Here is a 24,615-nt window from a genome sequence, read left to right on the forward strand (position 1 = left end):
GGTACGCGGGAACGCGGGTACGCGGGAACGCGACGGTGCAGGAGGGAGCCGGCGGGAGGCGATGCGCAAGGTGCGCGTGCCCCGGCGGGCCGGCGAGGACACGGCCTGGGCTGCGCCCTAGCGGCGGGCGCGCCGGGCCGTCAGGACGCGGCGGCGGGCAGCCGCGCCGGTGGCGGCCGCGCCGGTGTTCGGCGTGCTGCCGCCCGGCTCCTCGAGGAGGTTTTCGATGAATTTCCGCTGCGCGTTGAAAGAGGCGTGCTCGAAAAGCCGCACCAGCGGGAAGGAAATGCCGAATTCGGTCTGGATCTCGGCATGGAGGACGACGATGGTGAGCGAGGTGCCGCCGGCGTTGAAGAAGGTCGTCTCGCGGTCGGCCAACCGCCCGGCACCGGTCACCGATTGCCAGATCCCGGCCAGCCGGTCGGCCACCGGACGGGAGGCCCGGCGGGAATCCGAACGGGAATCAGCGGGTTCGGCGATCGGTCGGGAACGCTCCGCGAGGCGCTCGCCGGCGATCTCCTTGAGTATCGTCCGGTCGGCCTTTCCGTTGGGGAGTTTCGGCAGTGCCGGAAGGTAGACGAATACCGATGGCACCATGACGCCCATCAGGTGTTCGCCGAGATGTGCGCGGAGTTCCGGCTCGGCGGAGGTGTCGCCTTCGAGGACCGCCACGATGACCTTGGTGAAGCGGTCGTCCAGTGCGCACACGAAGGCATCGCGGACACTCGAGTGCGACTGGATCGCCGAACGGACTTCCTGGAGTTCGATCCGCACGCCTGCGATTTTGATCTGTTCGTCCGCCCGGCCGAGGATCTCCAGGTCGCCGCTGGCGCCCCGGCGCCCGAGATCACCCGTCGGGTAGACGCTGATCCGCTCCCCGTCGGCCTCGATCTCGACGAACGGCGCAACGATCCCGCCGTCCGCCAGATACCCGTACGAGGGCCGCTCGGCCGCGATGCAGATCTCGCCGACGGTGCCCGGCGCGCACGGCCTGCGCTCCTCGTCCAGCACCAGGCTGCGGGAGTGCGGGAGGTTGCGGCCCACCGGCTGGATCCCGTGCCCCGGGTCGGGCGGGACGCGGTAGAAGTGCTGGGCCAGCGTCGTCTCGGTCGGGCCGTACAGGTTCACCACCTGGCAGCCCGGGAACAGCTCCCGCCAGCGGCTCACCAGTTCGGCGTCGAGCGGCTCGCCGGCGAAGAAGGCGTGCCGCAGCGACGGCACCGGCTCGGCCTCGGCCGCCACCGATGTCCACACCTTGCCCAGCGAGGGGACCAGGTGCAGGCCGGTGATCTCCCGGCCGCGCAGGAAGTCCAGCACTCCGGCGGCGTCCAGGTGCCGGCCGTCCGGGATGCACAGGGTGGCGCCGGAGATCAGCGGCGTCAGCGCGTCCCGGAACCAGACGTCGAAGGACAGGTTGGTCAGGTGCGCGAACCGGTCGTCCGGCCCCACGCCGAACTCCTCGCTCTGCCACTGCAGGAAGAGCGACAGGCCGGTGTGGCTGCCGACGATGGCCTTGGGCTTCCCGGTCGAGCCGGAGGTGAAGGCGATGTAGGCGTGGTCCGCGTCCTCGAGGACGCCGGCCTGCCCGGCACCCGCCCGCGGTGCGATCTGCAGGCCGGTGTGCAGACCGTCCGCGCACACCACCACCGCCCGGACCGGGCCGGTGCCCAGCATGGCCTCGCGGCGTGCCTGGGGCAGGGCCTCGTCGACCAGCATGACCACCGATCCGGCCAGCCAGACGCCGAACACCGCCGTGATGACCGCCGGGCTGCGGCGGCCGAGGACCGCGACCGCGTCGCCCCGGCCGATGCCCTGCGCACCCAGCTCCCCGGCCAGCTCCCGGGCCCGTAAGAACAGCTCCGAGTAACTGATCGACTCGGTCGACGTGGTGACAGCGGTCGCGTCCGCGAATTTCTCGCACGCCCGCTGCAAAAGATCATCTACCGCCTGCACAGCAAATATCTCCATGTGAGGACAGGTGAAGGCAGCCCCTGGGCCGACGGGCCGTGCCCGTGCCCGGCACGCGGCCCGGCACGAGGCCGGCCGAGAGGGGCCACTGCGTGGAGGAAAGAGAAGATGGAAGAGAGAAGAACGGTGCACGGTGTCCGACGGAACGGGACACGGGACTCTCACGGGCGAGGGCCGGGCACCACGGGCCCACTCGCCCCGGGGCCGCGCCCCCGGTGGAACGGTCCACCGACGGACCGCTCCCCACCGGGGCACTGCCACGCAGGCTGCGGACCTAGCCGGCCTGCTGGAACGTCGCCAGCACGACGGCGGCGAGCATGAAGAGCGATCCGAACACCTTGTTCAGGACGCCGACCTGCTTCTCGGTCTTCAGCCGGAGCGCGACCCGGGCGGCGAGCCCGGTGTAGCCGGCCATCACCACGAGGTCGGTGAACGCGAAGGTCAGGGCGACCGCGACGTACTGCGGGGCAAGGGCGTGCCCGGCCACGATGAACTGCGGAATGACCGCCAGCATGAAAATGTAGCCCTTGGGGTTGATCAGATTGAGCGAAATGCCCTTTCCGATGATCTCGAAAACCCCGACCTTCGGCTTGTCCCCTTCCCTGAGGGTGATCGGCGATCCCTTCGACAGCCACTGCGCCAGGCCGAGGTAGAAGAGGTACGCCACTCCGGCCCACTTCAGCACGTTGAAAGCGATCGGCGACGCCTGGATGATGACCCCGAGGCCCACCACGACGACCAGAAAGACGGCCCAGAGGCCGAGCACGAGCCCGACCGCTCCCAAATACCCGCGCTTGAATCCGTAGTTCAGGCCGTTCGACATAGAGAAAACCGAGCCCGAGCCCGGTGAAAGCGAGAAAATCCACGAAGCCGCGAAACAAGTGATCCACGCATCAAGTGGCATGGCTGATTCCTCCCCCGGAAATGCCGCTGATGTGACCCGCCGGCATAACTCCGCCCGGCGATCATCACGCACCATATACAAGACCTCCGCGGAGTCCATCCCCATGTCCACGATGTGGATGAGAAAAATCGCCCATAACCGCCCCCCACCGGTAACCGCATCTCACAAGGCATGGACACGGCAACCACTGCAGCCACCGCCCCGCACGGCCGACACCACCCCAAGTTCCTTCAGGCGAAGCACAGTTCGGCATCCCCGCCCCTCCTCCACCACTCCGACAAAGAGGTGACCCCGCATCAAGAGACGTGACCGGCATCACGGGGGGCATGCCACGGGCACTTTGACTGACAGTCAGCCCTGCGACACCGTACGGCACTTCGGGCAGTGCGCCACCACCGCAGCAGCTCGGCAGTACGGGCCACGCGGTCCGGGAGGAGGTCGAGCCGGATCCGCTCGCAGTGAACGGCCGTGTACGGGCCACCCGCCGCGGAGAGGCTGTCCGGTATGAAGATCCTCATGCTCGGCGGCTCGAAGTTCCTCGGGCGTGCCTACGTCGCGGAAGCCCTCTCGCGTGGCCATCAGGTCACCACCTTCAACCGCGGGATCAGCGGTGCCGACCTCGACCGGACCGAGACAGTGCACGGCGACCGCACCCGCCTGGAAGACCTGGAGCGCCTGGTCGACGGAAGGAGCTGGGACGCCGTCGTCGACACCTCGGGCCAGCAGCCGTACGACGTGGCGCAGACCGCCCGGCTGCTGCGCGGCCGCGCCGGCCACTACAGCTTCGTCTCCTCCGTCCACGCCTTCGCCGACTGGCCCGCCAAGCCCGTCGACGAGACCTCCGAGACCCTCGACTGCCCGGCCGACGTCCCGCAGGACCAGCCCTTCGCCAACGCACTCAAGGCGGGCTGCGAGCGCGCCCTGGTCGAACAGTTCGGCGAGCGCTCGTCCGTCCTCAACTGCGGGCTGCTCTACGGCCCGTACGAACCGATCGGACGCATGCCCTGGTGGCTGGAGCGGATCGCCCGCGGCGGCCGGGTGCTCGCCCCCGGCGACCCGGACCGGCCGATGCAGCTGATCGACGCCAGGGACTTCGCCGCCTTCGGCCTCGACCTGATCGACCGGGGCCTGACCGGACGGTTCGTCACCACCGCGCCGATCGGCCAGACCACCTACGGCGAGTTCCTGGACGCCTGCGTCCGCGCCACCGGATCGGACGCCGAACTGGTCTGGACGGACGACGCCACCCTGCTCGCCGCCGAGGTCCAGCCCTGGACCGAACTGCCCCTGTGGACCCCGGACACCCCGGACTGGCGGGGAACCTGGCGTGCCGACAGCTCCAAGGCGGCCGCCGCCGGGCTGCGCTGCCGACCGGTCGCCGAGACCGCCAGGGACACCTGGGCCTGGCTGCGGAACGGCGGGTCGGCCAAGGTCACCTACACCCAGGGACTGACCGGAGTCCCGATCGGCATCGAGGCCGGGAAGGAGCAGCGGATCCTGGCCGGCTGAACCACCGGGCGGTCCTCTGCCGCGTCGAGGACTGGTCGGCAGTCGCGGAGGAGGACAATCGGGACGGGAAGGAGAACGTGTGAGCACAGCATCGCAGCACCCCGAGGACTACAGCACCGTGGCCGACCCGGAACGGGCGCTCAAGTACGCGCTGCGCCACGTCGCCGGCGACCGGGCCGAGATCGTCGAAGGAGTCATCACCCCCGTGTCGCCGGGTTGGGCACACGAGTCCGCCGCCGACGTGGTCCGCCGCCAGCTCACCGTGCGGCTGGCCGAGCTCGACCTGGTGTCCGGCTCCGGCAACCTGGGCCTGCCCGGCAGTGAGAACCGGTACGTCCCGGACCTGGCGGTGGTGCCCGCGGAACTCGCGATGAAGACCGAGGGTCCACTGGTGCCGGACCAGACCCTGCTGATCGTCGAGGTCGGCTCCCCGTCCAACGCGGAGACCGACCGGGTCACCAAGCGGCGCCGCTACGGACAGTACGGTGCGCCGCTGTACCTCCTGGTGGACCGGCAGAACCGCGAATGCACGCTCTTCAGCGAGCCGACCCGCCTCGGCTACGCGACCGCCGACGGCCCCCACCCCTTCGGCACCCCCGTCCGGCTGCCCGCCCCGTTCGACCTCACTCTCGACACCGGCCTGCTCTGACGGCGATCGGGGCGAGTGCCCCGGGCCCGGGGCCACCATCGACCGAGGCGGGGCTCTCAGGCGTCCCGGCCGGTGACGGCACGTGATGGTGGCGGTGCCGCGGAGAGTTCGAAGGGGTCTTCGGCGGGCGCGTCCCGGCGGGGGCGGGGTGCGCCGTTCGGCTGTGCCGCCGCGTCCCGCACCTGCCCGGCGGCTCCCTGGCCACCCGGCCCGCCCTGGTGCGGGCCCCCGCCCGCTTGGCCGTGCGGGGCCGGGCCGGGCATCCCGGGTGTCTGCACGGCCGGCCCGCGGTCGAGGGGGCCGGGTCCGTCTCCCCGGTGGCCGGCGCCGGATCCGGCCTCACTCCTCGGCGGCACCTGGCCGGTGCCGTGGTGGGGAGCGGCGGGGTGCGGGCCGCCCGCCAGGGCCCGCGGCTGCTGCGGCGGAACACCGGCGCGACCGGCGTCCCCCACGGGCCTGTCTCCCACCGGCCTGTCCCCCACGGGCCTGTCCGCCGCGTACGGCCCGGGGGTCCGGCCCGTGCTCGCCCGGCCGCCGACGAGCAGTCCGGCCGCGTCGGCGTGGTGTGGCCCGGGGTGTGCCCCGCCGGTCGCGGCAGGGCCCGCACGGTGCGCGCTGCCCGCGGCCGTGTCGCCTGCCCCGCCCGCGAGTTGGAGCGGGCGGGACGAGGACGGGGACTCCTGTCCGGACAGGATGCCGTGCATCTGCCGGGTGTGCGAGTCCTCGTTCTCGGTGAGGTTCTGGGCCACCTGGTCCATCCGGTCGGCGGTGCCCCGGAACCAGCCGAGCAGCCGCTCGAGCACCTCCACGCCGATGGTGGTGGCGATCTGCTCGGCGGCGGCGATCACCAGCCTGCCGAACGCGTCCCCGGGAGCGCCCACGTCCAGGCCCTCGACGACCTGCCGGAACGAACTGCCGTGGGAGTCGATGTCGTCGGCGTGGCGCCGCAGTTCGAGCGCGCAGGAGGCCAGCTGGGCCAGGTCCACCCCGAACCCGGCACCGGCACCGCCCGCCGGCCCCGGCCCGCCGCCGGGCACCAGCTGCCTGACCACGGTCTCCACCAGATCGGCCACCGGCTGGGCCAGCGCCTGCGCGAGCGCCGACATCGCCTCCTCCAGGAGAGCGGACAGGATCTGCCGACCGACCGCGACGACGGCCGCGGAGCCCTCCGGCCCGATCAGCGCGGAGGCCGCCAGTTCACCCTGGGTGGCCACCAGCTGGACCACGGCCGCACCCTTGCAGCCCTCGATCACCAGGGCCGCCGCGTTGAGCGCGTTCGCGGCGACCCCGCAGGCCTCCACCACCAGGCCGGAGTACTTCGAAACGGTTCCCCACAGCTCGGCCAGCCTGTCCGCCGAGGCACCGTGGTAGACCTCCCCCAGCGCGGTCACGGCCTTGTCCGCAGCCATCTGGACCGAATCGATCGCCGAGGCGACTCCTCTGAGTCCGTCCGCGAGCCTGACCAGTTCGTCCTCGTCCGCCCGGGGCCAGTCCAGCCCGAGGAGATCGAGCACCACGGCGAGCTCCGGCGGCAGCTCCAGTGCCATGCTTCCCCCAAATCTGTCGTACGGCTGCGAACACGGGCGCAACGGATGCCCCCGGAAGCCGTCCTGGTAGGACGGCCAGCAGTACTGACAGTGGTGTTTCGCGCCGTCCCGGAACAGGCCAGGACACCGGCCACACATGGCCGGTTCGCCGGACACGCCCGCCGGCGCCCGCATCCACGGGCGCTCGACGGCGCCCGGCGCCGGGTGAGATCAGCGCCCCGCTCGGCGGAACCACGCCGTCCGTCCTGCACCGGCTACAGCTCGGCCAGGCCCTTCACGGCCGTGACCACCCCACCGGCCAGCGCCAGCAGCAGGACGATCCGGCGGGCCGGGCGCTCCGGCGTCCGCGCGGCCAGCACCGCCCCGACCGCCGTCCCCGCCACGACCCCCGCCCCGGCCAGCGCCCACGCCGGGCCGGACAGCTGCGGCAGTCCCTTGACACTCACCGAGAACACGTTCACCAGCACCCCGTAGAACTGGGCGTTCGGCACGAACTCGCGGACCGTCCAGCCGGCGTTCACCGCGTACAGCGAGATCGCCGGACCACCCACACCCGCCGAGGCATTCATGAACCCGCTGGCCGCACCCGCGGCGAACGCCCCGCCCCGGCCGCCCAGCGCCGGCACCCGGGTACCCAGCAGCACCAGCAGCACCGCCGCGGTCACCAGCGCCCCCATACCGACCAGCAGCGTCGGCTCCGGCAGCCGGGCCGCCACCCACGCCCCCAGCGGCACCGTCACCGCGGCCGCGAGCACCAACGGCAGCATCGCCCCCAGCCGCACCCCACGCCACGCGGTGGCCAGCCCGATCAGGCTGATCACCCCGGCCGCACAGTTCGCCAGCGCTACCCCGGTCGCCGGCGCCAGCAGCAGCACCAGCACCGGCGCCGACACCAGCGCGAACCCGATCCCCGCCATCCGCTGCACCGACGAACCGACCAGCACCACCAGACCCAGCACCAGCGCCGCCGTCCACTCCCCGGCCATCGCGCAACCTCCTCCACCAGTACGGGCCGACCTGCCGGTCACCCCCAGCTTGCCCCACCCCACCACCCGGGCGGGCCGCACCCGCCCCACCGTCTCCGGCCCGATCTCCGAGGTCGGGCACCGTCGGGGGGAGAGAACAGCCTCGCGGCCGCGGGCTCGGCCGGGCCTGTGTTGCCGGGCGTCCGAGGCACAGCTGGAACCGTGCGAGGTCGCCGCTGCTCACGGGGGCGATTCGCACAAGCACAGATCCCGCCCGGCCGCGTGGGCCGGACGGGATCTCGTGGACCGTTCCCGAGCGAGCTCGGGAACAAGTGTCTTCGGGGGACGGGGTGCCGGGTGCTCAGGCCTTGCGGGCCTTGGCCTGGGCGGTGGTGCGGTTCTTGCGCTGGGCCGCGCGGGCGAGTCGGTGCTGCTCGGCCTGACGCAGCCGCTCGTCCATCGTCGCGCGTGCCGCGTCGAGCTGGTAGCCCATGGTGGTCTCCCCCTTGGTGGGCAGCTGTGGGCATCACGTTGATGCCGGTCCTGGAGGCCGCCCTCATGTCTCTGATTCTACACCCACATCGGCTTGATCGCTTTCAATTAGTTGGCCCTTCTCCGGCATTGCCTTGCTATCGAAGGTCCACTGGACCTCGGAGGCTCAGGGAGCGGGCCTGGCCGGTCCGCCGGCCGGAGGGCGTCGCCGGCATCGGGCCGCCAGTCGCCGCAACCATGCAGGAGGGCCCGCCTTCCGCTGGCGCCGAAGGCGGGCCCTCACCTGGGCAAACGGTCAACCGGCAGGCCAGGTGGCCGGGTTCGGCACGGCCCCGTGCCCGGCCTTCCCCGGTTTCGTCCGGGACGGGCGCAACGCCGAAGCGCGGCCGAACGGGACCTCGCCGACGCCGCTCCGACTGCACCGATCCGGGCAGGATCTTCACCGCCCGGCGGCGGACACGGGTGCCCGCTACGTGCTCCCCCGGCGAGGCCGGAGGCCACTCATGTCAGGCCCGGGCCCTGGGTGTTCCTCGGGTCCCCGGCCTGGTCGCCGGGCCGGTTCAGATCGGTGAGGAGGTCGTCGAGGGCCCGGCGGAGGGCTTCGGAGTTGGCGGGGTCGAACCAGGTGGTGCGGATGCGGTGGTTGATGCCGTTCGGGGTCTCGTGGTCGGCCGCGAGCCGGTGCAGGGAACGGGTCCCGTCATTCAGGGAGCGGCCGACGCCCTCGAAGAGGCCGCGGACGTAGCGGTCCGCGTCGGTGCCGGCGATGCCGTGGCCGGTGGCCCACGACGTGAGCGTGGCGAGGTACCAGTAGTGGGAGGTCAGTGTCGCCGTCAGCGCCGAGAGGACGTTGAACGCCTCCTCGTCGGCGGTCGGGAGCGCCCCGCCCAAGCGCTCGAAGAGGGAATCCACCACCGGGTGCGACGGGCAGGTCACCGTCACGGAGCGGCGTTCACGGACAGCGGGCAGGGGGATGGCACGTACCAGCGGGGCGTCGGTGGCGAGAGTGCGGCGCAGCTCGTCGTTGCCGACGCCGGCCATCACGTTGACCACCACCTTGTCACTGTCCACGCGCAGCCCGGCCAGTGCCTCGAACCGGTCCTGCGGGCGCACGGCGATGACGACGACCTCGGAGCGGTCCACCACCTCCTGGTTGCCGGGGCACACCTGGACGCCCTCGTACCGCTCGGACAGCTCCGCGGCGGTGCGGGCGCCTCGCGGGGAGAGGAAGACCTCCGGCGAATCCCCGGAACGTCGAGCCGACCCGCTGCGTCCGCCTCCACCCGGACGGCTCCGTGGTGTCCGCTCCCACGTGCCGTCCGCGGACCGGCGCCGGTGCCGCTCGTAGACCGCCCTCAAGCCGCCGCAGCGAGAAGCGCGGCCGGCCGCCGCCGCGGTGCCGAGCAGGCGGACCGGGCCGGGCGGCCACCGGTGCCGGATCCCGTGGGCCCCTCCCACCCGTCGAAGATCCCCGGCGTCCGGAGCGTGGCCACCAGTGGCCTGCGCCCGGCACGATCACGACTTCTGGGGTGGACCGTGCTTGACGCCGTACCCCTCACGGGCACCCGTGTCCGGCCGGAACCACTCGGACACGAGCACCACGACGGCCTGTGTGTGCCTCGGTCACGTCGAGAACTCGGTCACGTCGAGCAGGAGTCAGGCCGGGTCCCCCACCCGGCCCAGGGCCTCGATCCGGGGTTCCGGCACATGTGCGGGCAGGACCTCACGCCCGCGGCCCAGGTGGTTGAAGAGCAGGTTCAGCGTGACCGCGAGCAGGCAGCCCGCCGAGATGCCCGAGTGCAGCACGGTGGCAACCTGCTCCGGGAACGCCCGGTAGAAGGCCGGGTAGGCGATCGGGAAGATGCCGAAGGCGAGGCTGACCGCGACGATGATCGCGTTCGAGCCCACGCCCAGGTCCGCCTTGCCGAGGGTGCGGATGCCCGCCACCGCCACCGACCCGAACAGGACCACGCCCGCTCCCCCGAGCACCGGCTGCGGCACCAGCGAGACCAGCCCGCCGACGACCGGCAGCAGGCCCATCACCACGAGGAAGATCCCGGCCAGGGCCACCACGAAGCGGCTGCGGATCCTGGTCAGCGCCACCAGCCCGATGTTCTGGGCGAAGGCCGAGCAGATGAAGCCGTTGAACACTCCGCCGAAGGCCGTCGCAAGCCCGTCCGCCCGCAGGCCGCCGGCGATCGTGCGGTCGTCGGCCGGCTTCTCCACCACCTCGCCCAGCGCGATCATGTCGGCGGTGGACTCGGTCATCGAGACCACCATCACCACCAGCATCGAGATGATCGCCGCGGCCTCGAACCGCGGCGCGCCGAAGGCGAACGGGTGCGGCAACTCGAACAGCGGCAGGCTGCCGAGCGCATGGGCGTCCACCTTGCCGAACGGGATCGCCGCCAGGGTGCCCACGAGCAGCCCGAGGAGGATCGCGATCCGCTGCAGGAAGCCGCGCAGGAAGCGGTGGAAGAGCAGCACGGACACCAGGGTGAGCCCTGCCAGGCCCAGGTTGGTCAGGGAGCCGTACTCCGGCGCCCGGGAGTTGCCGCCCTGGGCCCAGTTCCCGGCGACCGGGAGCAGGGAGATGCCGATCAGCGTGATCACCGTGCCGCTGACGACCGGGGGGAAGAATCCGACGAGCCGGCAGAAGACGGGCGCCAGCAGGAAGCAGAACAGGCCCGCGACCAGTGTGGAGCCGAAGATCAGCGGCAGCGCCGCGTCCTGCTTCGCCTCGACCACCGCGAGGATCGGCGAGACGGTGGCAAAGGAGACGCCGTTCACGAACGGCAGCCGCGAGCCGATCCGCCAGAAGCCCAGGGTCTGCAGCAGGGTGGCGATACCGGCGATGAACAGACTGGCGGCCAGCAGTGTGGTGAGCTGGGCCGGAGTCAGCCCGGCTGCAGCGCCGATGATCAGCGGCGGCGCGGCGACACCGGCGTACATGCTGGCGACGTGCTGGAGAGCGACGGTCGCCATCCGGCCGGGCGGCAGCATCTCGTCGACGGGGTGCTGCGGCGTTGCGGGCTTCAGGGGCGTTGTGCGACGTCCCATGGACTGTCCCTCCACATCCGAGGTGGTTTCGGGTCCGGGAACGGCGACCGGAGCGGGACCCGGCGACGTCGGGACGACCCTGGCGGACGGCGGTGCCGTCGCCCACCTGCCGGCACCCGCGGCGAACGGGCCCGACCCCTGAGTGGATCTCCACGATGCGGAACTGATGTTCCGCGATTCGGTTTCCACAGAATGTAGAAAGCGCTGCCCTGATGGTCAATAGCCCCGGCTCGGTTGTCGACCCACAGCGGGATCCGTGACCTCCTCCGGCCGGCCGGGACGTTCTCCCCGAATCGGTGCGGTGGACCCGCCCTTGGCAGGCCGTCACATCCGTTCCGGCCTGCAGGACAGCCGTGCCGGGGGCGTAAAGCGTCCATCGTCCGGTCACCTCCGAGGACGGCCGCCGGGCGCGCAACATTTCCGGCACCCGTCCCGTGCAGAGGTCGACGCGGGGCACCACCGTCCCGCGGGCAACCCGGCACGGACGACGGAACAAGGGGGCCGGGCACGGATGCCGCCGGAGCTCGAGAGCTTGTTCGAACAGTTCGCCGCAGCCCGCTACGAGGCGCTGCGCCGCACTGGGACCGCCGGGCCCGGACAAACGTGTCCGGCCGTCGGCGTGTCGGTGAACCACAGCCGGGACAGACCGACGCCGCCGGAAGCCCCGCAGGCTTCCGGCCCGCCGACGATCTGACCGTCCTCATCACGGCGCGGATCAGCCGTTCCGGCGACCGGTACAGGGTCTTCGATCACCAGGTCATGGATGGCACCGCAGAAGCGTGGACCATGGCCGTGGACCGTGCAGTCGCCGAGTTGCCCGTCCGGCTCTTCCTCGAAGAGATCCAGCCCGACCACCGCACCTACACGGTTCGCGAGGGTGTGCTTCTCAGCCCGGACGCAGCCGAGGAGTGGCTGGAGAATTGTCCGACCCCGCTGGCGCCCGAGGACCTCGGCGCGGAAGCAAGGCGCGCCCATACCGCCCTGACCCGCTCCAGCACCGTGAAGCCGACCTCAGCTGCCGCTCCGACTTCCCAGCCGGTCATCCGGAGGTCGATGTGAGTCGAGCCCGATTCGCCTTCACTGCGCACCCCGACGCCATCTCCGATCTCCGCCAACTCCCGAACGCCATCCGCGACCAGGCCCTGCTGCACCTGCATGCATGCTGCCCTGCGGCCAGGCCGCCGCCGAAGCCTTCTATCGGGTCATCGACGCTGCCTACGAAGGCCGCTCGGTGATCGTCACCTCGAACCTCCACCCGTCAGGCCTCGACTCGATCATGCCCAAGACCATCGCCACCGCTGCCGTCGACCGGCTCCTGCACCACGCCCACATCGTTCTCACCGAGGGCACCAGCCACCGCCTCCAGCAGGCCATCACCGGCCGCGGCGTCCGACCGCTGCAATAGCTCCAGGACCGCCGCAGGTCCGGTCAGCCCCGGAAGACCTGCCACGTCGTCGACGAAGCGTCCTCACGAGTCGCCCAGTGGTTGAGCGGAAGCGCCGGCAGGCTCGCCAGCGACGGATCGCTCTCCAACAGATGCGCGGCATGGATCAGCCTGGGGCCGCCCTTCCACCACCGCGGCTCGACCGCCGAGAACGCCTGCCAATCACCGTCCTCGTCCAGGCAGACACTCACGACGGGCTGCCCGCGATGCACACGCTTCGACACGAACACCGGCTCGTCCGGACTGAGGGCATAAACCGGACCGCAGTCCTCATGCGACTCGACGGTCACGACGTCCTCCTTGGCCGATCAGGCCCCCCATCACAGCACAAGCCCACCCGGCTGCCTCAGCCGGGTCGAAGCTCCACCGGAGCAACCACCGACCCAAACGGGTGACAACTCATCACATCGCACGGGGAGATCAAATGTCCGCCCGGAAAGACCAGAGATGCCCGCGATGAGGGATTTCGGCGGCTCTGGCGCGAGTTCCGTGAAAGCTCTCCGGTACAGCGACGCCAGCGGCGAAGGGTCAGAGCCACCAGCGAACGAAGGTGACGACGCCGAGGACCGCGAAGCCCAAGAGAGCCAAACCGACGACGGCAAGACCAACGCAGGCCAGCGGCCCGGCCGTGTCGTCCTGGGCGGCGTGCTGGGCACGGTCTCGCACGTGGTGCCAGTGGATCGGGCGACCGGCGTGTACGGAGGCGGCCTCACGAAGCTCGGCCAGCCGGGCGCGGGCGGTCTCGGTCTGCGCTGACCGCTCGGACCCACGCCAGGCGATGGCTGCCATCCGGTCGAGCGGGTCAGGGTGGCGGGCCTCGAAAGCCGCCGTCTCGGCCGGGACCCGGTCGGTGTCGAGGTAGGCCCAGCGTCCCGCTTCGGCCGGCTCGCCGTACAGCCGGTAGACCTCGGCCAGCCTCCGCCTGACCGTGAGGTCTGCCGGGTACGAGGACACCAGGCCGCGCAGGCGTTGACGAGCGACGGGTATCCGGCCGGCACGAAGGTCGGCGTCAACCTTGACGAGGGTGGTCTCAACTGTCACCGGAGCATGGTGACGGACGAAAAACTCCTGGTCAAAGGACTTGCCGGCCCGCTCGGACAAGCTGCGCCCGGTGATCTTCATGATGTGAGGAGTACACGCTTGCGGAGGAGGTCGAGCTTGGCTCGGCCGAACATCTGGCGCTTGATCATCTTGATGCGGTTGACGTGACCCTCGACCGGACCGGAGTTCCAGCGGAGTGTGAGGCCGGCCATGACCGCGTCCCAGTCCTTGCGCAGGCCGGTGGCGAACCCGCGCAGTTCTGGCAGCCGGCCGGCCTCGGCGTCCGCGGTCCACTGTTCGAGGTCCTCGCGGCCTCGGCGGTGGACGAGCATCGAGGCGAACCGCGCGATGAGCACGCAAGCTTCGTCCAACTCCTGGCAGCGGTGCAGGAGTTCCTTCAGCAGCACTCGCTGGGCCTCGGGGCGGTTGTCGGGATGGGTGAGGATCAGCCTGGTCACCTCGCGAACCTTGGGGACCGGCGGACTGGCGGCCGGCTTGGCGTTGTCACGCAACCGGTGCACGAAGCGGCGCACGGTGCGCTCGCTGACGGTCAGGCCCCGCTCGGCGAGCTCTCGGTGGAGCCGCAGTGCGCTGTGGCAGCCCTCGTTGAACCGGGCGATCAGGTAGGCGGCATGGCCGTCCAGGCTGGTCTGCCGGCCGCCGGTGGGCCCCGCCCCGACCAACTCGTCCGCCGTGGCGGCGCGCATGAACTTGCGCACCGTCTTCGGGTCCAGCTGAAGTTCGGCGACGATCTGGCTGTGCCCCATGCCTTTGGCCATCAGGGCGTGGACGGCGGCATGACGCTCGCGGGTCCTGTAGGCGCGCCGTCCTTCGGGCAGCACCGTCTTCTCCCTCTCCAGAGCGGGCGGGAGCCACTGCGGGCGCAGGCGGGCGACCAGTCGCTCGGTGGCATCCCCGAGGTTCATCCAGAGGTGATACCTGTCGGCGACCTGCGTGGCCGTGCCGGCGCCGCGGTTGGCGCCATCGGCGTAGTAGCTGGCCCGGTCCCGGCAGATGACCTCGACGCCGGGGTGGTTGGTGAGCCACTGGGCCAGGGCGTCGGCGGACCGCTCGGGCAGGACGTCGACGGGGCGGCGGTCCTCGATGTCGATCAGGACGGTGCCGTAGTGGTGGCCCTTGCGCAGGGCGAAGTCGTCGACGCCGAGCACGCGAACCGGCCTGGTGAGTGGGTCCGGCAGAGCGCGGACCAGGCGTATCAGGGCATCCCGGCCGATCCCGACCGCCAGATGCTCGGTCAGCCGGGCGCCGGCCCGGCCACCCAGCGCGAGGGCGACGGCCTCGCGGAGCTTCCGCAGGGGCACCGTGCACCGCCCGTACCGGAAGGTCAGGCCAGTGATCTGCTCGGCGAAGGTCCGCTTCCCGCACTCCGCACTGTCGTAGAAGAACCGGCGGACCCGCAGGTGCAGCACCAGTTCCCGCCCGGAGACCGCGGTATCGGTGATCCGCCGCTCGTACCCGCTGTGGACCCGCTCGGACCAGGCCCCGCAGCCCGGGCAGCTCGCGCCGGCCGTCCGGCCCCGAGCATGAACTCGGACCGACCGGCCAACCGATCTGACCAACTCGACGCGCACGAGCGCGAACTGGGGGAACAGGACGGCCAGAAGATCAGCGACAGACACCCGACATGATCGCCAACCATCATGATCCCCGGGCGGCTTTCACGGAACTCGCGCCAGAGCCATTTCGGCGTATCCGTTGACATGCCGGGACACCGCTGGTATGCAAGCGCGTCCTCCACCATTCCCGACCATCTGCTCGGCGCGCTCGCCACCACCGCCATCAACCCCACCTCGGTCCGCCGCGAAATGTGACGCTACGACCTGGCGCGCCTGCCCGCGCAGGCCATCGCCATACCGGTGGCGCCGACCCCGCTGGAAGTGGCTCGCCTTCGCGCCGCCACCGCCCGGTCGGTCCCCGTGCCCCGTTCACCCGTTTCCACGCTGGCCTACAGCACCGCCATCCGACCGCCGGCTCTTCCGACACCCGCCGATGTCGGCCATTCCGTTTACCAAGCCGGCGATACTGAACTTGATTGGGATGTCGGTGCCGTTTGCCTGACGGTCGGCTGGAGGCTCCGGCGGTTCTGGGGCGTGAGGTATGCACAGGGCGGCGGGTTGACCGACGCGGGGGCCGCACGGAAGCGGTTACGGATACAGGCCCTGGATCGCTCCCAGGTCGGGCAGAAGGACACGGAGGGTTCCTGCCGCACTGCGGGTGAGCGAGCGGCGGAGCGGTGGCGTCGGGCATCCGGGATTCCACGGCACCCATGCCTCTGCATGGCCCCATGGGCCTCCACGAGAGTAGCCCCGGACTGTTGTCGCACCAGTTCTAACGCTCGAAGGCCGACGCCTGGAGGCGTCGGCCTTCGAGCCGATACGTCAGCTGTTACTTACCTTCCCAATCACCCCGAGAAAGCAACCCTCCAGGCCCTGAACTTGAACCTGAACGTCGCCGCCACAATCTCAAAGACTGGCGGGAGTTCAGATCCGTACTCGTAATACAGGATTGTTTCGATTCCTTCGGGGGAGGTTTCGGGAGTGCCAAACCAGCCGTCCGAGCTGACGGCATCCTGCTCGATAAAGAGTTGACCCACATCTTCGAATTGGATTGCAAATTCGCGGCCGAGGGTGCCAAATCTCAAGGCTAGCCGCGCCTTGGGGTGGCCGTCGACTCCAAATCCCAAGAAGGAGCAGTCGCCATGCAGGTCAAACGTGCCAAGCGGGGTGGATATTTCGGATTCCGGGCTATTCAAAGCCCAGGGCTCGAGGCCCGAGAATGTTGCCTTCAACTCTACTTCCTCAGGAACCGGTGAACGCGCAGGAGGTCACGCCAAGTCATGACCGCGGTGTCATTCCTCAGGGGCTTGCCCCATCCGCTGGGGGATTGTGGATTGCGTGGATGCCAAACCTGGTGCGGGGTAGGGATGGAAATTTTCTTTCCGCCGCGCTTGACGATGTGAGACTTGCCCCACAGATCGTAGTGCCGCTGCCCCTTCTTTCCGGGTATGGTGACTCGGCTTCGCCCGCCGTTGTACTTCTTCGACAGGTAGGAGCCGTACCTCGCCTTCGCCTCGTAGTTCTTGATCCTCGCATATCTGTAGAGAACCTTGCTCTTCGACACAACGCGCGCGGCTCTACTCGAGGCCCTGACAGCTCTCACGGCCTTGGCAGCAGCCACTACTGCCCCAGCACCGACAGCCTGTAGCGCCGCGAAGGCCGCCATTTCGCCAGCCTTGCGCCAGTTGCCGGTGGCAGCATAGGAGACGGCGGAGATCGACGCGGCAGCGGACCCAAGGGGACCGGGAATGTACGCGGCGACCTCGGCAACCTTGGCAACGACGCTGACCGTCTTCTTCAACCACTTGGGCATGCCCCAGTTGCCGTCGAGGTCGGTGCAGTTGACGGGGTCGCCGGTGCAGTAGTCGTACGCACTGGCGTTGCCGCCCGGGACCGGGTCGATCTGCAGGAAGCGGCCGAGTGCCGGGCTGTAGAGGCGGACGCCCATGAGGATGTCGCCGTCGAGGGCCTCGGCGGAGCGCTGCTTGCCGCCGAGCCAGCCGTAGCGGACGCCTGCCTGGCCGGCCTGCGGGATGCCGAACTCGTCGAAGTCGAGGACGACGGGGGTGGTGAGGGCGGTGTCGGTGGTGACGACGACGCTGCCCTGCAGGTTGGTGAGCTGGAGCTGGATGTCTCCCGTCTCGGAGGTGGTGGCCACCAGGTCGGCGTCGGGGCCGGACACGTTGCGGGTCAGGGTGCCCTGGGTGGTGTCCTCGACGGTCCAGCGGACCTCGTCGGAGTCGTCGCCGTAGTGGTTGAGTTTGGAGGTGGCGTTCGCCCAGCTGCCGTCGGTCTGCTTGACGGCGGTGGTGAACGTGGTGAGGCGGTGGGCGGCATCCAGGGCCCACTGCTGCTTGGTGTCGCCCTTCTCCTGAACGGCGATTTTGTCGTTGGCCCAGTAGGTATTGGTGGAGCCGGTGGCCGTCCTGGTGGTACGGCCGAAGGCGTCGTAGGTGAAGCCGACGTCGGTCAGACGGTCGGCGCTGTCGTAGGAGTGGTTCTCGGCGACTGCTCCGGTGGTGCCGCAGGTGCCGTCGGCCGCGGAGGGCGACGTGGACTTGGACAGCCGGTTGGAGTGGGCATCGAACGCGTACTGGCGGGTGACGCAGCCGGTGACCGTGGTGCTCTGCTGGGCCTTGGTGAGCTGGCCGAGCCGGTCGTAGGTGTAGGTCCGAGTCGCGGTGGAGCTGGTGTCCTTGGCGACCTGGCCCTGGGTGGAGATGTCGGTGCTCTGCGACCAGACGACCGCACCATCCGAGACACGGGTGTAGACGCGGCTGGTGGCCTCGCCGACCGCGTTGGCGGTGTCCTTGCGGACGATGCCTCCGGGGTAGGTCTGCTCGGTCAGCTGCCCGTCGGGCCCGTACTTGGCGGTGAACTCTCCGGCGACGCTGTCGTTGACGGAGGTGACCAGGCCGCGGGGTTCCTTGGCACGGTCGTAGGTGTACGTGGTGTTGCCGGTGGGGTCGATGACCTTGACCGGCTTGCCGTACTGGTCGAACTCGGTGGTGGTGGTGCCTCCGTCGGCGTCCGTGTAGGAGATCAACCGGCCGAGGGCGTCCAGCACACGGGTCAGCGACTTGCCGCCGGCGGTGGTCTTCACCGCGTCGCCGGTGGCGTCGTCGTACTCGGTGGTGACCTTCGGCAGGGCCAGGCCCTCGTCGGAGGTGATCTCCGTGGAGGTGATCCGGTCCGCGGCGTCGTAGGTGGTGACCGTCTTGCGGGACTTGCCCGCGTTGGTCTCCGTGGTCTCCTCGGCGTCGCCGAACCGCGAGTAGCGGGTGATCCGCTTCACCGGCAGCGTCGTGGGCATCCGGGCGGAGTCCGCCCCGGTGATCGCGCCGCCCGGCAGGGTGGCGCACGGGCTGCCCGCCCACTCCGGCCGGTTGCCGCACGAGGCGTCGTCCGCGTTGGCTCCGGCCGTGTAGAACACGGTCTTCACGGTGCCCGCGTCGCTGCCGTCGGAGCCCGGCTTGCGGGACTCCAGAGCACGGCCAGAAGCATCGTGCTTGATCAGTGCAGTGAGGTTGGCGCCGCCGGGGCCGGCGTCGGTGGTCACCGACGTGGCGGTCTTCAGCGTCCAGCCGGAGGTGCCGCCGATCGGGGTGTCGTAGCCGCTCTTGGTGACACGCTGCTCGACGTCGGCGGCGTAGCCGTCGAGGCGGGCGCCGTCGGTGCTGGTGGTGACCAGGTGGTAGGCCGCTCCGTCGGGCTTCCCTTCGTCGTAGGTGTTGGTGGTGTGGTCCCGGGCCAGGACCGGGGTGCCGGCGGCGAGCGCCGGGTTGACGGTGGTCTTGGTCAGGGTGAGCTGGTCGATGCCGGCCTGGTAGAACGGCGAGACGGCGCTCGGGTTGGTGCCGGTGACCTTGAGCTGGAGCGTGTGGTCGCCCCGGGTGAGCGGGAGCGCGGCCCCGGAGGCCCAGGCACCGGTGGTGACGGTGGTGTTGTAGCCGTCGAAGGTGCCGGACACGGGGGTGCCGTCGATGGTGAAGGCGACGGTGCCGTAGTCCCTGGCCCGGGTCATGCGGGCGGACAGCAGGTACTGGCCGTCCTCGGGCACGGTGATGCGGAAGTCCGCGCTGTCACCGACCTTCTTGCCGACCAGCATGACGTGGGCGTTCTGCGACCAGCCGCCCTCGACCCAGCCGCCGTCGTTCTGGATGACGACCTGGGCGGTGGAGCCGAGCTGGGGCAGGGACTCGCCCTCGAGGGTGACCGTGGTCGGGCTGGTGCCCGCGGCGACCGGCTCGGAGAGGCTGGCCCGGTAGATCGGCCCGAGGGTCTCGGTCACGTCCAGGCCGTCGGGCGTGTACGTGGTGCGCGAGTCCAGCAGGCGGGCGCGCGAGGCGGAGTCCGCGGGCAGGCCGAGCTCGGCGACGAACCGGTCGGTGTCCGGGTGCGTGCCCAGCGCGATGGAGCGGTTGGTGGCGTCCAAGGAGCGGATGGCGTTGCCGAACCGGTCGTACTCGCTGGTGTCGATGTCACCGGAGGGCGTCACCGACGGGGTGGCGGTGTTGACCTCGTTGCCGGAGGCGTTGAGGTAGTGCACGGTCGCCGGCTTGTAGCCGCCCGTTCCCGGCTTGGACGAGCTGGCCGTGTTGGTGTCGGGGTCGTCCTCGGGGCCGAAGACGGCGGTCGCGTCGGTGGGGGCGTCGGTCTGCGCCCACTTGGCGACGTCCGCGCCGGCCATGTCGTACGGGCCGCCGGCCCCGGTGGTGAGGGGGACCTCGTAGACCACCTTGGTGGCGATCTCACCGGTGACCGTGGACTTGCTGCCCGGTGCGAGGGTGCCGCGGCGGACCTTCAGCAGGCGTCCCGGGTCCTGGTCGGACGCGGCCTTGCCGTAGTCGAAGTCCCACGGCAGCTCGCCGGCCGGCGCGATCCGGGTGACCCGGCCCGCGTCGTCGTACGAGTACGTGATCTTCAGCGGGTTCGCCACGCGCGGGTCCCAGACCTGCGCCAGGCGGCCGCGCTCGTCGTACAGGTAGCGGGCGACCTCGACCGCCTCCTGCCGGGAGGTGGCCGGGTTCCACGACCACGCCTTCACCGCCCGCACCCGGTCGGCGAAGTCACCCGGGGTGCCGGCGACCGCCGTGGTGGCGGTGGCGTAGTCGTAGTCCATGACCTCGCAGCCGCGCGGCATGGGGTCGACCGAGCAGCCGTTGGCATCGTCCACGCCCGGCTCGACGGGCGCGATGACCCGCTTGGGCAGGGACCGGCCGTCGGTGGTGTCGTACTGGTAGCGGGTCGTCGAGGCGGCATCGGGGCCGGTCTCGCTGACCACCTGGTAGACGTCCGACCCGGCCTGACGGGAGAAGACGGTGCTGGAACCGTCCAGATCGCCCAGGGTGTAGGTGGTGCCGGAGGTCTGGATGTCCCAGATCTGGTTCACTCCGCCCCAGCAGACCCACAGGGATGCGCCGCGGTAGGCGTCCAGGCACTTGCCGGACTGCCTGTTCATCACCGACTTGTCGGTGCGGATCTCCCACTGCTGGTTGGTGCCGCCGTTGCAGACCCACATCGTGAGCGTGGTGTTGTCGGCATTCACACCTGCGGGGTTGTCCAGGCAGTAGCCCAGCAGCCGCAGCGTCAGGTCGTCGCCGCGGGTCCACTGCTGGTTGGTCGCGCCGGTGCACGCCGCGCCCTGCAGCACGGTGCCGTTGCCGACCGTCCCACCGGGCGCCTCGAGGCACTGCCCGGAGCTGTTGACCAGCGCACCCGCCTTCGCGGCAGTCGCCTTCAGCGTCAGGTCCTCCGAGCCGGGCTCGGGGAAGAACGACCCGTCGGTGCCCTTGGCGAAGGTGAGCACGGAGTCGTCGGTGTGCCGGATCTCCACCACGTCCGACTGCGGGAACGACAGAGAGCGGTACTCGGAGCCGGTGCCCGCGTCCGGGCCGCCGGCCCACTGCGGGCCGAACGGCGCCACGATCTCCTTCAGCGACAGGTCGTCGAAGAAGACCTGCTTGTTCGAACCGCCCGGGAAGCCGTTGTAGAGCCGGAACCAGGCCTCCGTGGCGTTGGCCGGCACCGCCATGTCGACGGTGAGCTGCTGCCACGCGTCGGTGAAGCCCACCTTGGCGGAGGCCACCTCGTTGTACGTGGAGCCGGTCCGGTTGACGCCGACGAGCTTCAGGCCCCGGTTGGGCAGGGCGCTGGTGTCGAGGCCGGTGGCCGCGGGCACGTAGACCCACGCGGTCAGCCGGTAGATGTGGCCGGGCTTCATGCCCTGGGCCATCGTGTACTCGGTGCCGAGCGCGGCGTAGGAGTCCCAGCCGGTGGAGGCGGGGACGACGAGCAGCGAGTCGGTGGAGTTGTCGTGGCCGCGGGCCGTGGACCGCGAGATCGTCGCCTGGCCGGCGGTGAAACCGGTGGTGTCGGTGCCGATCTGGCGCTGGTTGAGCGTCAGGCGCTCGCCCTGGGTCTGCCAGCCGCGGTCGGTGCCGCGCGAGGACGAGGTGCGGGTAACCGACATGCCGAACTCGTCGGCGTCCGTGACGTCGGTGGAGTAGTCGCCGGTGAGGAGGTTGACCGAGCCGGGGCCGATCTCGGTGGAGGCCGCGCCGTCGGCGTTGCGGTCCACCGTCATGGTGTTCCAGGCGGTGGCGTAGCCGGTGCCGGAGCCGTCCTCGGGGAAGAGCTTGGCGCGGACCTGGACGACGCCGCCGATGTTGCCGAGCGTGTCGACGGCCGTCCAGTTCGCCCAGCCGCCCAGGTCCGTGAGGCGCGGCTTGGGGTCGGTGACCGGGGTGTTGTCGGCCTTCGTCATGTTCGATATCGGTACGTCGTACTCGGCGGCGCCGGGGCCGCGGCGGTACTGGTACAGGACGCGCTTGTACTGGCTCTGCGCGTCGACGGCGAGCTTGACGCGCTTGGCGGCCTGGGTGCCGTCGACGGGCGAGCTCAGGCCCGCGGTGCCGACCGAGAAGGCGTAGGTGTTGGCGTCCGAGAGGTTGCCGGCGCGGTCCTTGGACTGCACCTTGAGCACCCGGTGGCCGTCGGTGGGCGGGGTGATGTTGACCGTGGTGGAGCCGGTGGCGTTCACGGTGACCGGGGCGGCGCCGTCCAGGGTGTAGACGTAGGCGGTCTGGTCGGTGACGCCGGTGGCCGGGGTGAAGGTGAACGAGCCGGCCTGGCCCGCGCCGCCGTGCCACAGTCCGTCCGCCGGGTAGGCGGCGGAGGTGACGAAGGGCGTGCCGGGCTTGGCGGTGTCGGCGACGACGGTGACGTTCTCCGACCAGCCGGAGTTCACCTGGCCGTCCCACAGACGGGCGGCGATGGAGTAGTTGACGCCCTCGTCCAGGCGGGCGAGGCCGAAGTCGGTCGCCTTCACCTGCAGGTAGGTGCCGTTGGGGCCCTCCTTGTAGACGCGCTTGACGAGGGTGCCGTTGCGGTACAGGTCGAAGTCCGCGCCGACGTTGCCGCCGTCCGGGTCGCTGGCGAGGACCTGGAAGGTGGGGGTGCCGGAGGAGGTGTAGCGCGGGTTGCCCTGCTGGGAGGGCAGCACGTCCACGGTCGACGGCGTCGGCGGGACGCTGTTGTAGGTGATCGACAGGAACGGCGAGTGGGCGCCTTCGGACGACTCGAACCGCTTCCAGCCGTAGGAGTCGTTCTCGTTCGCGGCCTTCAGCCCGAGCGCGTACGTGCCCGCGCCCATGCCGGACCAGTCCTTGACCAGGTTGGTGACGTCCGCCTTCACCCAGTAGGTGCCACCGCTGCCGTAGCAGTCGTAGCTGTCACCGTCGCCCGAAATGTCACGCGTCTCGTTCGAGACCGCGTACTTGGAGATCAGGCCGGGCTGGTTGGTCCACCGGCTGCTGGTGCTCGCGTACTGGGCCGACCAGACCTCCCAGTCCTTCGCCGTGCAGGAGTAGGAGTGGAAGTTGGCCAGGTACAGCTTGGCGTCGAGGATCTGCTTGCCGTTGAAGCCCCCGCCGGGGAAGTGCAGGAAGGATCGGGCCTTGACCGTGCCGCCGTTGTACGTGCCGAGCTTCAGCTCGGTCGCCGACGACTGGTCCGTCGTGTAGTCGCTCTGTACGAAGGTGTCGAAGTTCGTGCCGACGTCGACCACCGGGTCGATGGTCACCGGGAACTGCGTCTCCGCGTCCGCGAGGAAGGCCGCGTCGGCGGTGAACAGCAGCTCGGCGTCGGCGCCGCTGCCGCGCAGCTCCATGGCGACCGACGCACGGTGCAGGTGCTCGCCGGAGTGCTCGTCGACGGCGGCGTCCCACATCACGGGAGCGGGGATCCGGACGGTGGGCTTGCCGCCGGCGGCGTCGGTGAGGTGGATCGAACCGTCCTCCTGGCGCTCCACCTTGTAGCCGGTGGTGTCCAGCGGCAGGGTCAGCGCGCCGGCCTGCGAGACGGCCGAGCGGTCCTTGACGACGAGGTACTGCTCGAAGCCGGTACGGGTCGCTTCCAGCACGAGGTCGACACCCGGGCGGGCGTCGACGTAGGTGGCGGTGGAGCCGGACAGCTTCGGCTTGGGCAGCTTGCCCAGCCAGCCCAGCTCCACCTGCCCGTCGTCGGTGCCGACCTTCACCAGCTCCTGCTCGGAGGGCGTACCGGGATCCGCCGTCGCAAGCGTCGCGCGGCCGGCGGACCTGGCGGCCCGCTCGGTCTCCGAAGCCGTCGCGGAAGGCGATGCCGAGGCCGACTCAGAGGGCGCGGCGGGCGCAGAGGGCGAGGCGGACTGCGTGGACTCGGCCGAGGCGCTGGGCGACGGCTCGGACGTGGGCGGGGCGGACGCCGACGGAGACGGCGACGCCGTCGGCGTGGTACCGGCGAGCGGGTCGCCGACCGTCACCGTCGCGTCGCCGCCCGCGAACACCAGGCCCTCGGGGTGCGCCTTCGGAGCAACCTTCCCGTCAGCGGTCTCCACGAGAGTGGTGTCCACCGGGACCCACGCCTCGCCGACCCGCATCCGGATCGGACCGGACGACATCTCCTGCGTCAGCGACCCGTCCGGGTTCGCCCACAGGGTCGTGTTCTCGGTGCGTGCGCCGGTCACCTCGACCCGGTGCTTCTGCAGCCGTGCAGACAGCAGGGCCGAGGTCTGGTCCGGCGCCTCCGTGGAGGAGGCCGCCGCGGGTGCCTTGGTATCTGCCGCCGTGGCCTGGGCGGGTGCCAGCGCGTCGAGCGCGACACCCGTTTCCACCAGGAGGCCGAGTGCGGCAAGGACGGCTATTCGCCGCACCCGTCGCGCATTAAAGGCCCCGCCTGCAAAGGCAGGCGAGGCCATGAGACGTCGTCTCATAGATCAACTCACAGGTCGTCAGAAAAATCGGGCACGATCTGCCCGGCCATAAATCTCTCAGACCCATGAAGGCGTAAAGACCAGGCAAGGATACCGATTCGGCAACAGCCCGCCGAATGGGGAGGGAAGTTGACAAATGAGAAGCTATGTCCGTTTAGCGAACCAAGACCTATATGTCCGAGCCTGACAACACCACCCTTGCTGAC

General features: G+C 70.4%; 15 protein-coding genes and 1 pseudogene. 4 read left to right on the plus strand and 12 right to left on the minus strand.

The window, feature by feature from the left end:
- Positions 1 to 117 precede the first annotated feature (117 nt).
- Together ACQ614_RS01585 and ACQ614_RS01590 are read right to left on the minus strand one after the other, a co-directional pair.
- Positions 118 to 1,968, minus strand: a complete 1,851-nt coding sequence (locus tag ACQ614_RS01585) for a non-ribosomal peptide synthetase (protein WP_431676300.1) — start codon at positions 1,966 to 1,968, stop codon at positions 118 to 120.
- Positions 1,969 to 2,242: 274 nt separating this feature from the next.
- Positions 2,243 to 2,977: a LysE family transporter gene (locus tag ACQ614_RS01590; RefSeq protein WP_431683802.1), complete on the minus strand. Its 735-nt coding sequence runs from the start codon at positions 2,975 to 2,977 to the stop codon at positions 2,243 to 2,245.
- A 399-nt stretch (positions 2,978 to 3,376) separates the two neighbouring features.
- Here ACQ614_RS01590 and ACQ614_RS01595 point away from each other — a divergent pair, with 399 nt between their 5' ends.
- Together ACQ614_RS01595 and ACQ614_RS01600 are read left to right on the plus strand one after the other, a co-directional pair.
- Positions 3,377 to 4,381, plus strand: coding sequence for an NAD-dependent epimerase/dehydratase family protein (locus ACQ614_RS01595; protein WP_431676301.1), 1,005 nt, complete (start codon positions 3,377 to 3,379; stop codon positions 4,379 to 4,381).
- Between the two features lie 79 nt (positions 4,382 to 4,460).
- Positions 4,461 to 5,030, plus strand: coding sequence for a Uma2 family endonuclease (locus ACQ614_RS01600; protein WP_431676304.1), 570 nt, complete (start codon positions 4,461 to 4,463; stop codon positions 5,028 to 5,030).
- A 56-nt stretch (positions 5,031 to 5,086) separates the two neighbouring features.
- Here ACQ614_RS01600 and ACQ614_RS01605 read toward each other — a convergent pair whose 3' ends face one another.
- From ACQ614_RS01605 to ACQ614_RS01625, 5 genes are all read right to left on the minus strand, one after another.
- On the minus strand, positions 5,087 to 6,577 hold the full coding sequence (locus tag ACQ614_RS01605; protein WP_431676305.1) for a hypothetical protein: 1,491 nt from the start codon (positions 6,575 to 6,577) through the stop codon (positions 5,087 to 5,089).
- A 254-nt stretch (positions 6,578 to 6,831) separates the two neighbouring features.
- Entirely contained in the window at positions 6,832 to 7,563 is a 732-nt protein-coding gene (locus ACQ614_RS01610) for a TSUP family transporter (RefSeq protein WP_431676307.1), read from the minus strand.
- Positions 7,564 to 7,903: 340 nt separating this feature from the next.
- Entirely contained in the window at positions 7,904 to 8,035 is a 132-nt protein-coding gene (locus tag ACQ614_RS01615; RefSeq protein ID WP_363497211.1) for a hypothetical protein, read from the minus strand.
- A gap of 500 nt (positions 8,036 to 8,535) precedes the next feature.
- On the minus strand, positions 8,536 to 9,492 hold the full coding sequence (locus ACQ614_RS01620) for an NAD(P)-binding domain-containing protein (protein WP_431676309.1): 957 nt from the start codon (positions 9,490 to 9,492) through the stop codon (positions 8,536 to 8,538).
- 198 nt (positions 9,493 to 9,690) lie between these two features.
- On the minus strand, positions 9,691 to 11,094 hold the full coding sequence (locus ACQ614_RS01625) for a nucleobase:cation symporter-2 family protein (protein WP_431676310.1): 1,404 nt from the start codon (positions 11,092 to 11,094) through the stop codon (positions 9,691 to 9,693).
- 603 nt (positions 11,095 to 11,697) lie between these two features.
- Between ACQ614_RS01625 and ACQ614_RS01630 the strand changes: the two genes are divergently transcribed.
- Positions 11,698 to 12,153: a hypothetical protein gene (locus ACQ614_RS01630; RefSeq protein WP_431676312.1), complete on the plus strand. Its 456-nt coding sequence runs from the start codon at positions 11,698 to 11,700 to the stop codon at positions 12,151 to 12,153.
- Positions 12,154 to 12,265: 112 nt separating this feature from the next.
- Positions 12,266 to 12,499 (plus strand): annotated as a pseudogene (locus tag ACQ614_RS01635) (ATP-binding protein); the annotation flags it as partial.
- 23 nt (positions 12,500 to 12,522) lie between these two features.
- On the opposite strand, the gene ACQ614_RS01640 reads toward ACQ614_RS01635, so the two are convergent.
- The 5 genes from ACQ614_RS01640 to ACQ614_RS01660 all read right to left on the minus strand — a co-directional run bounded on the left by ACQ614_RS01640 (position 12,523) and on the right by ACQ614_RS01660 (position 24,349).
- Positions 12,523 to 12,828, minus strand: coding sequence for a hypothetical protein (locus ACQ614_RS01640; protein ID WP_431676314.1), 306 nt, complete (start codon positions 12,826 to 12,828; stop codon positions 12,523 to 12,525).
- A gap of 238 nt (positions 12,829 to 13,066) precedes the next feature.
- Positions 13,067 to 13,579 (minus strand): DUF6584 family protein, encoded by a 513-nt coding sequence (locus tag ACQ614_RS01645; RefSeq protein ID WP_431683803.1) that lies wholly within the window; start codon positions 13,577 to 13,579, stop codon positions 13,067 to 13,069.
- A 77-nt stretch (positions 13,580 to 13,656) separates the two neighbouring features.
- Entirely contained in the window at positions 13,657 to 15,219 is a 1,563-nt protein-coding gene (locus ACQ614_RS01650; RefSeq protein WP_431676315.1) for an ISL3 family transposase, read from the minus strand.
- Between the two features lie 782 nt (positions 15,220 to 16,001).
- Positions 16,002 to 16,388, minus strand: coding sequence for a hypothetical protein (locus ACQ614_RS01655; protein ID WP_431684128.1), 387 nt, complete (start codon positions 16,386 to 16,388; stop codon positions 16,002 to 16,004).
- Between the two features lie 2 nt (positions 16,389 to 16,390).
- Complete coding sequence (locus ACQ614_RS01660; protein ID WP_431676317.1) at positions 16,391 to 24,349, minus strand: DNRLRE domain-containing protein; 7,959 nt, start codon at positions 24,347 to 24,349, stop codon at positions 16,391 to 16,393.
- Positions 24,350 to 24,615 lie beyond the last annotated feature (266 nt).

Source organism: Kitasatospora dryopteridis, from assembly GCF_050749075.1.
In the GTDB taxonomy this organism is placed as follows: Bacteria; Actinomycetota; Actinomycetes; order Streptomycetales; family Streptomycetaceae; genus Kitasatospora.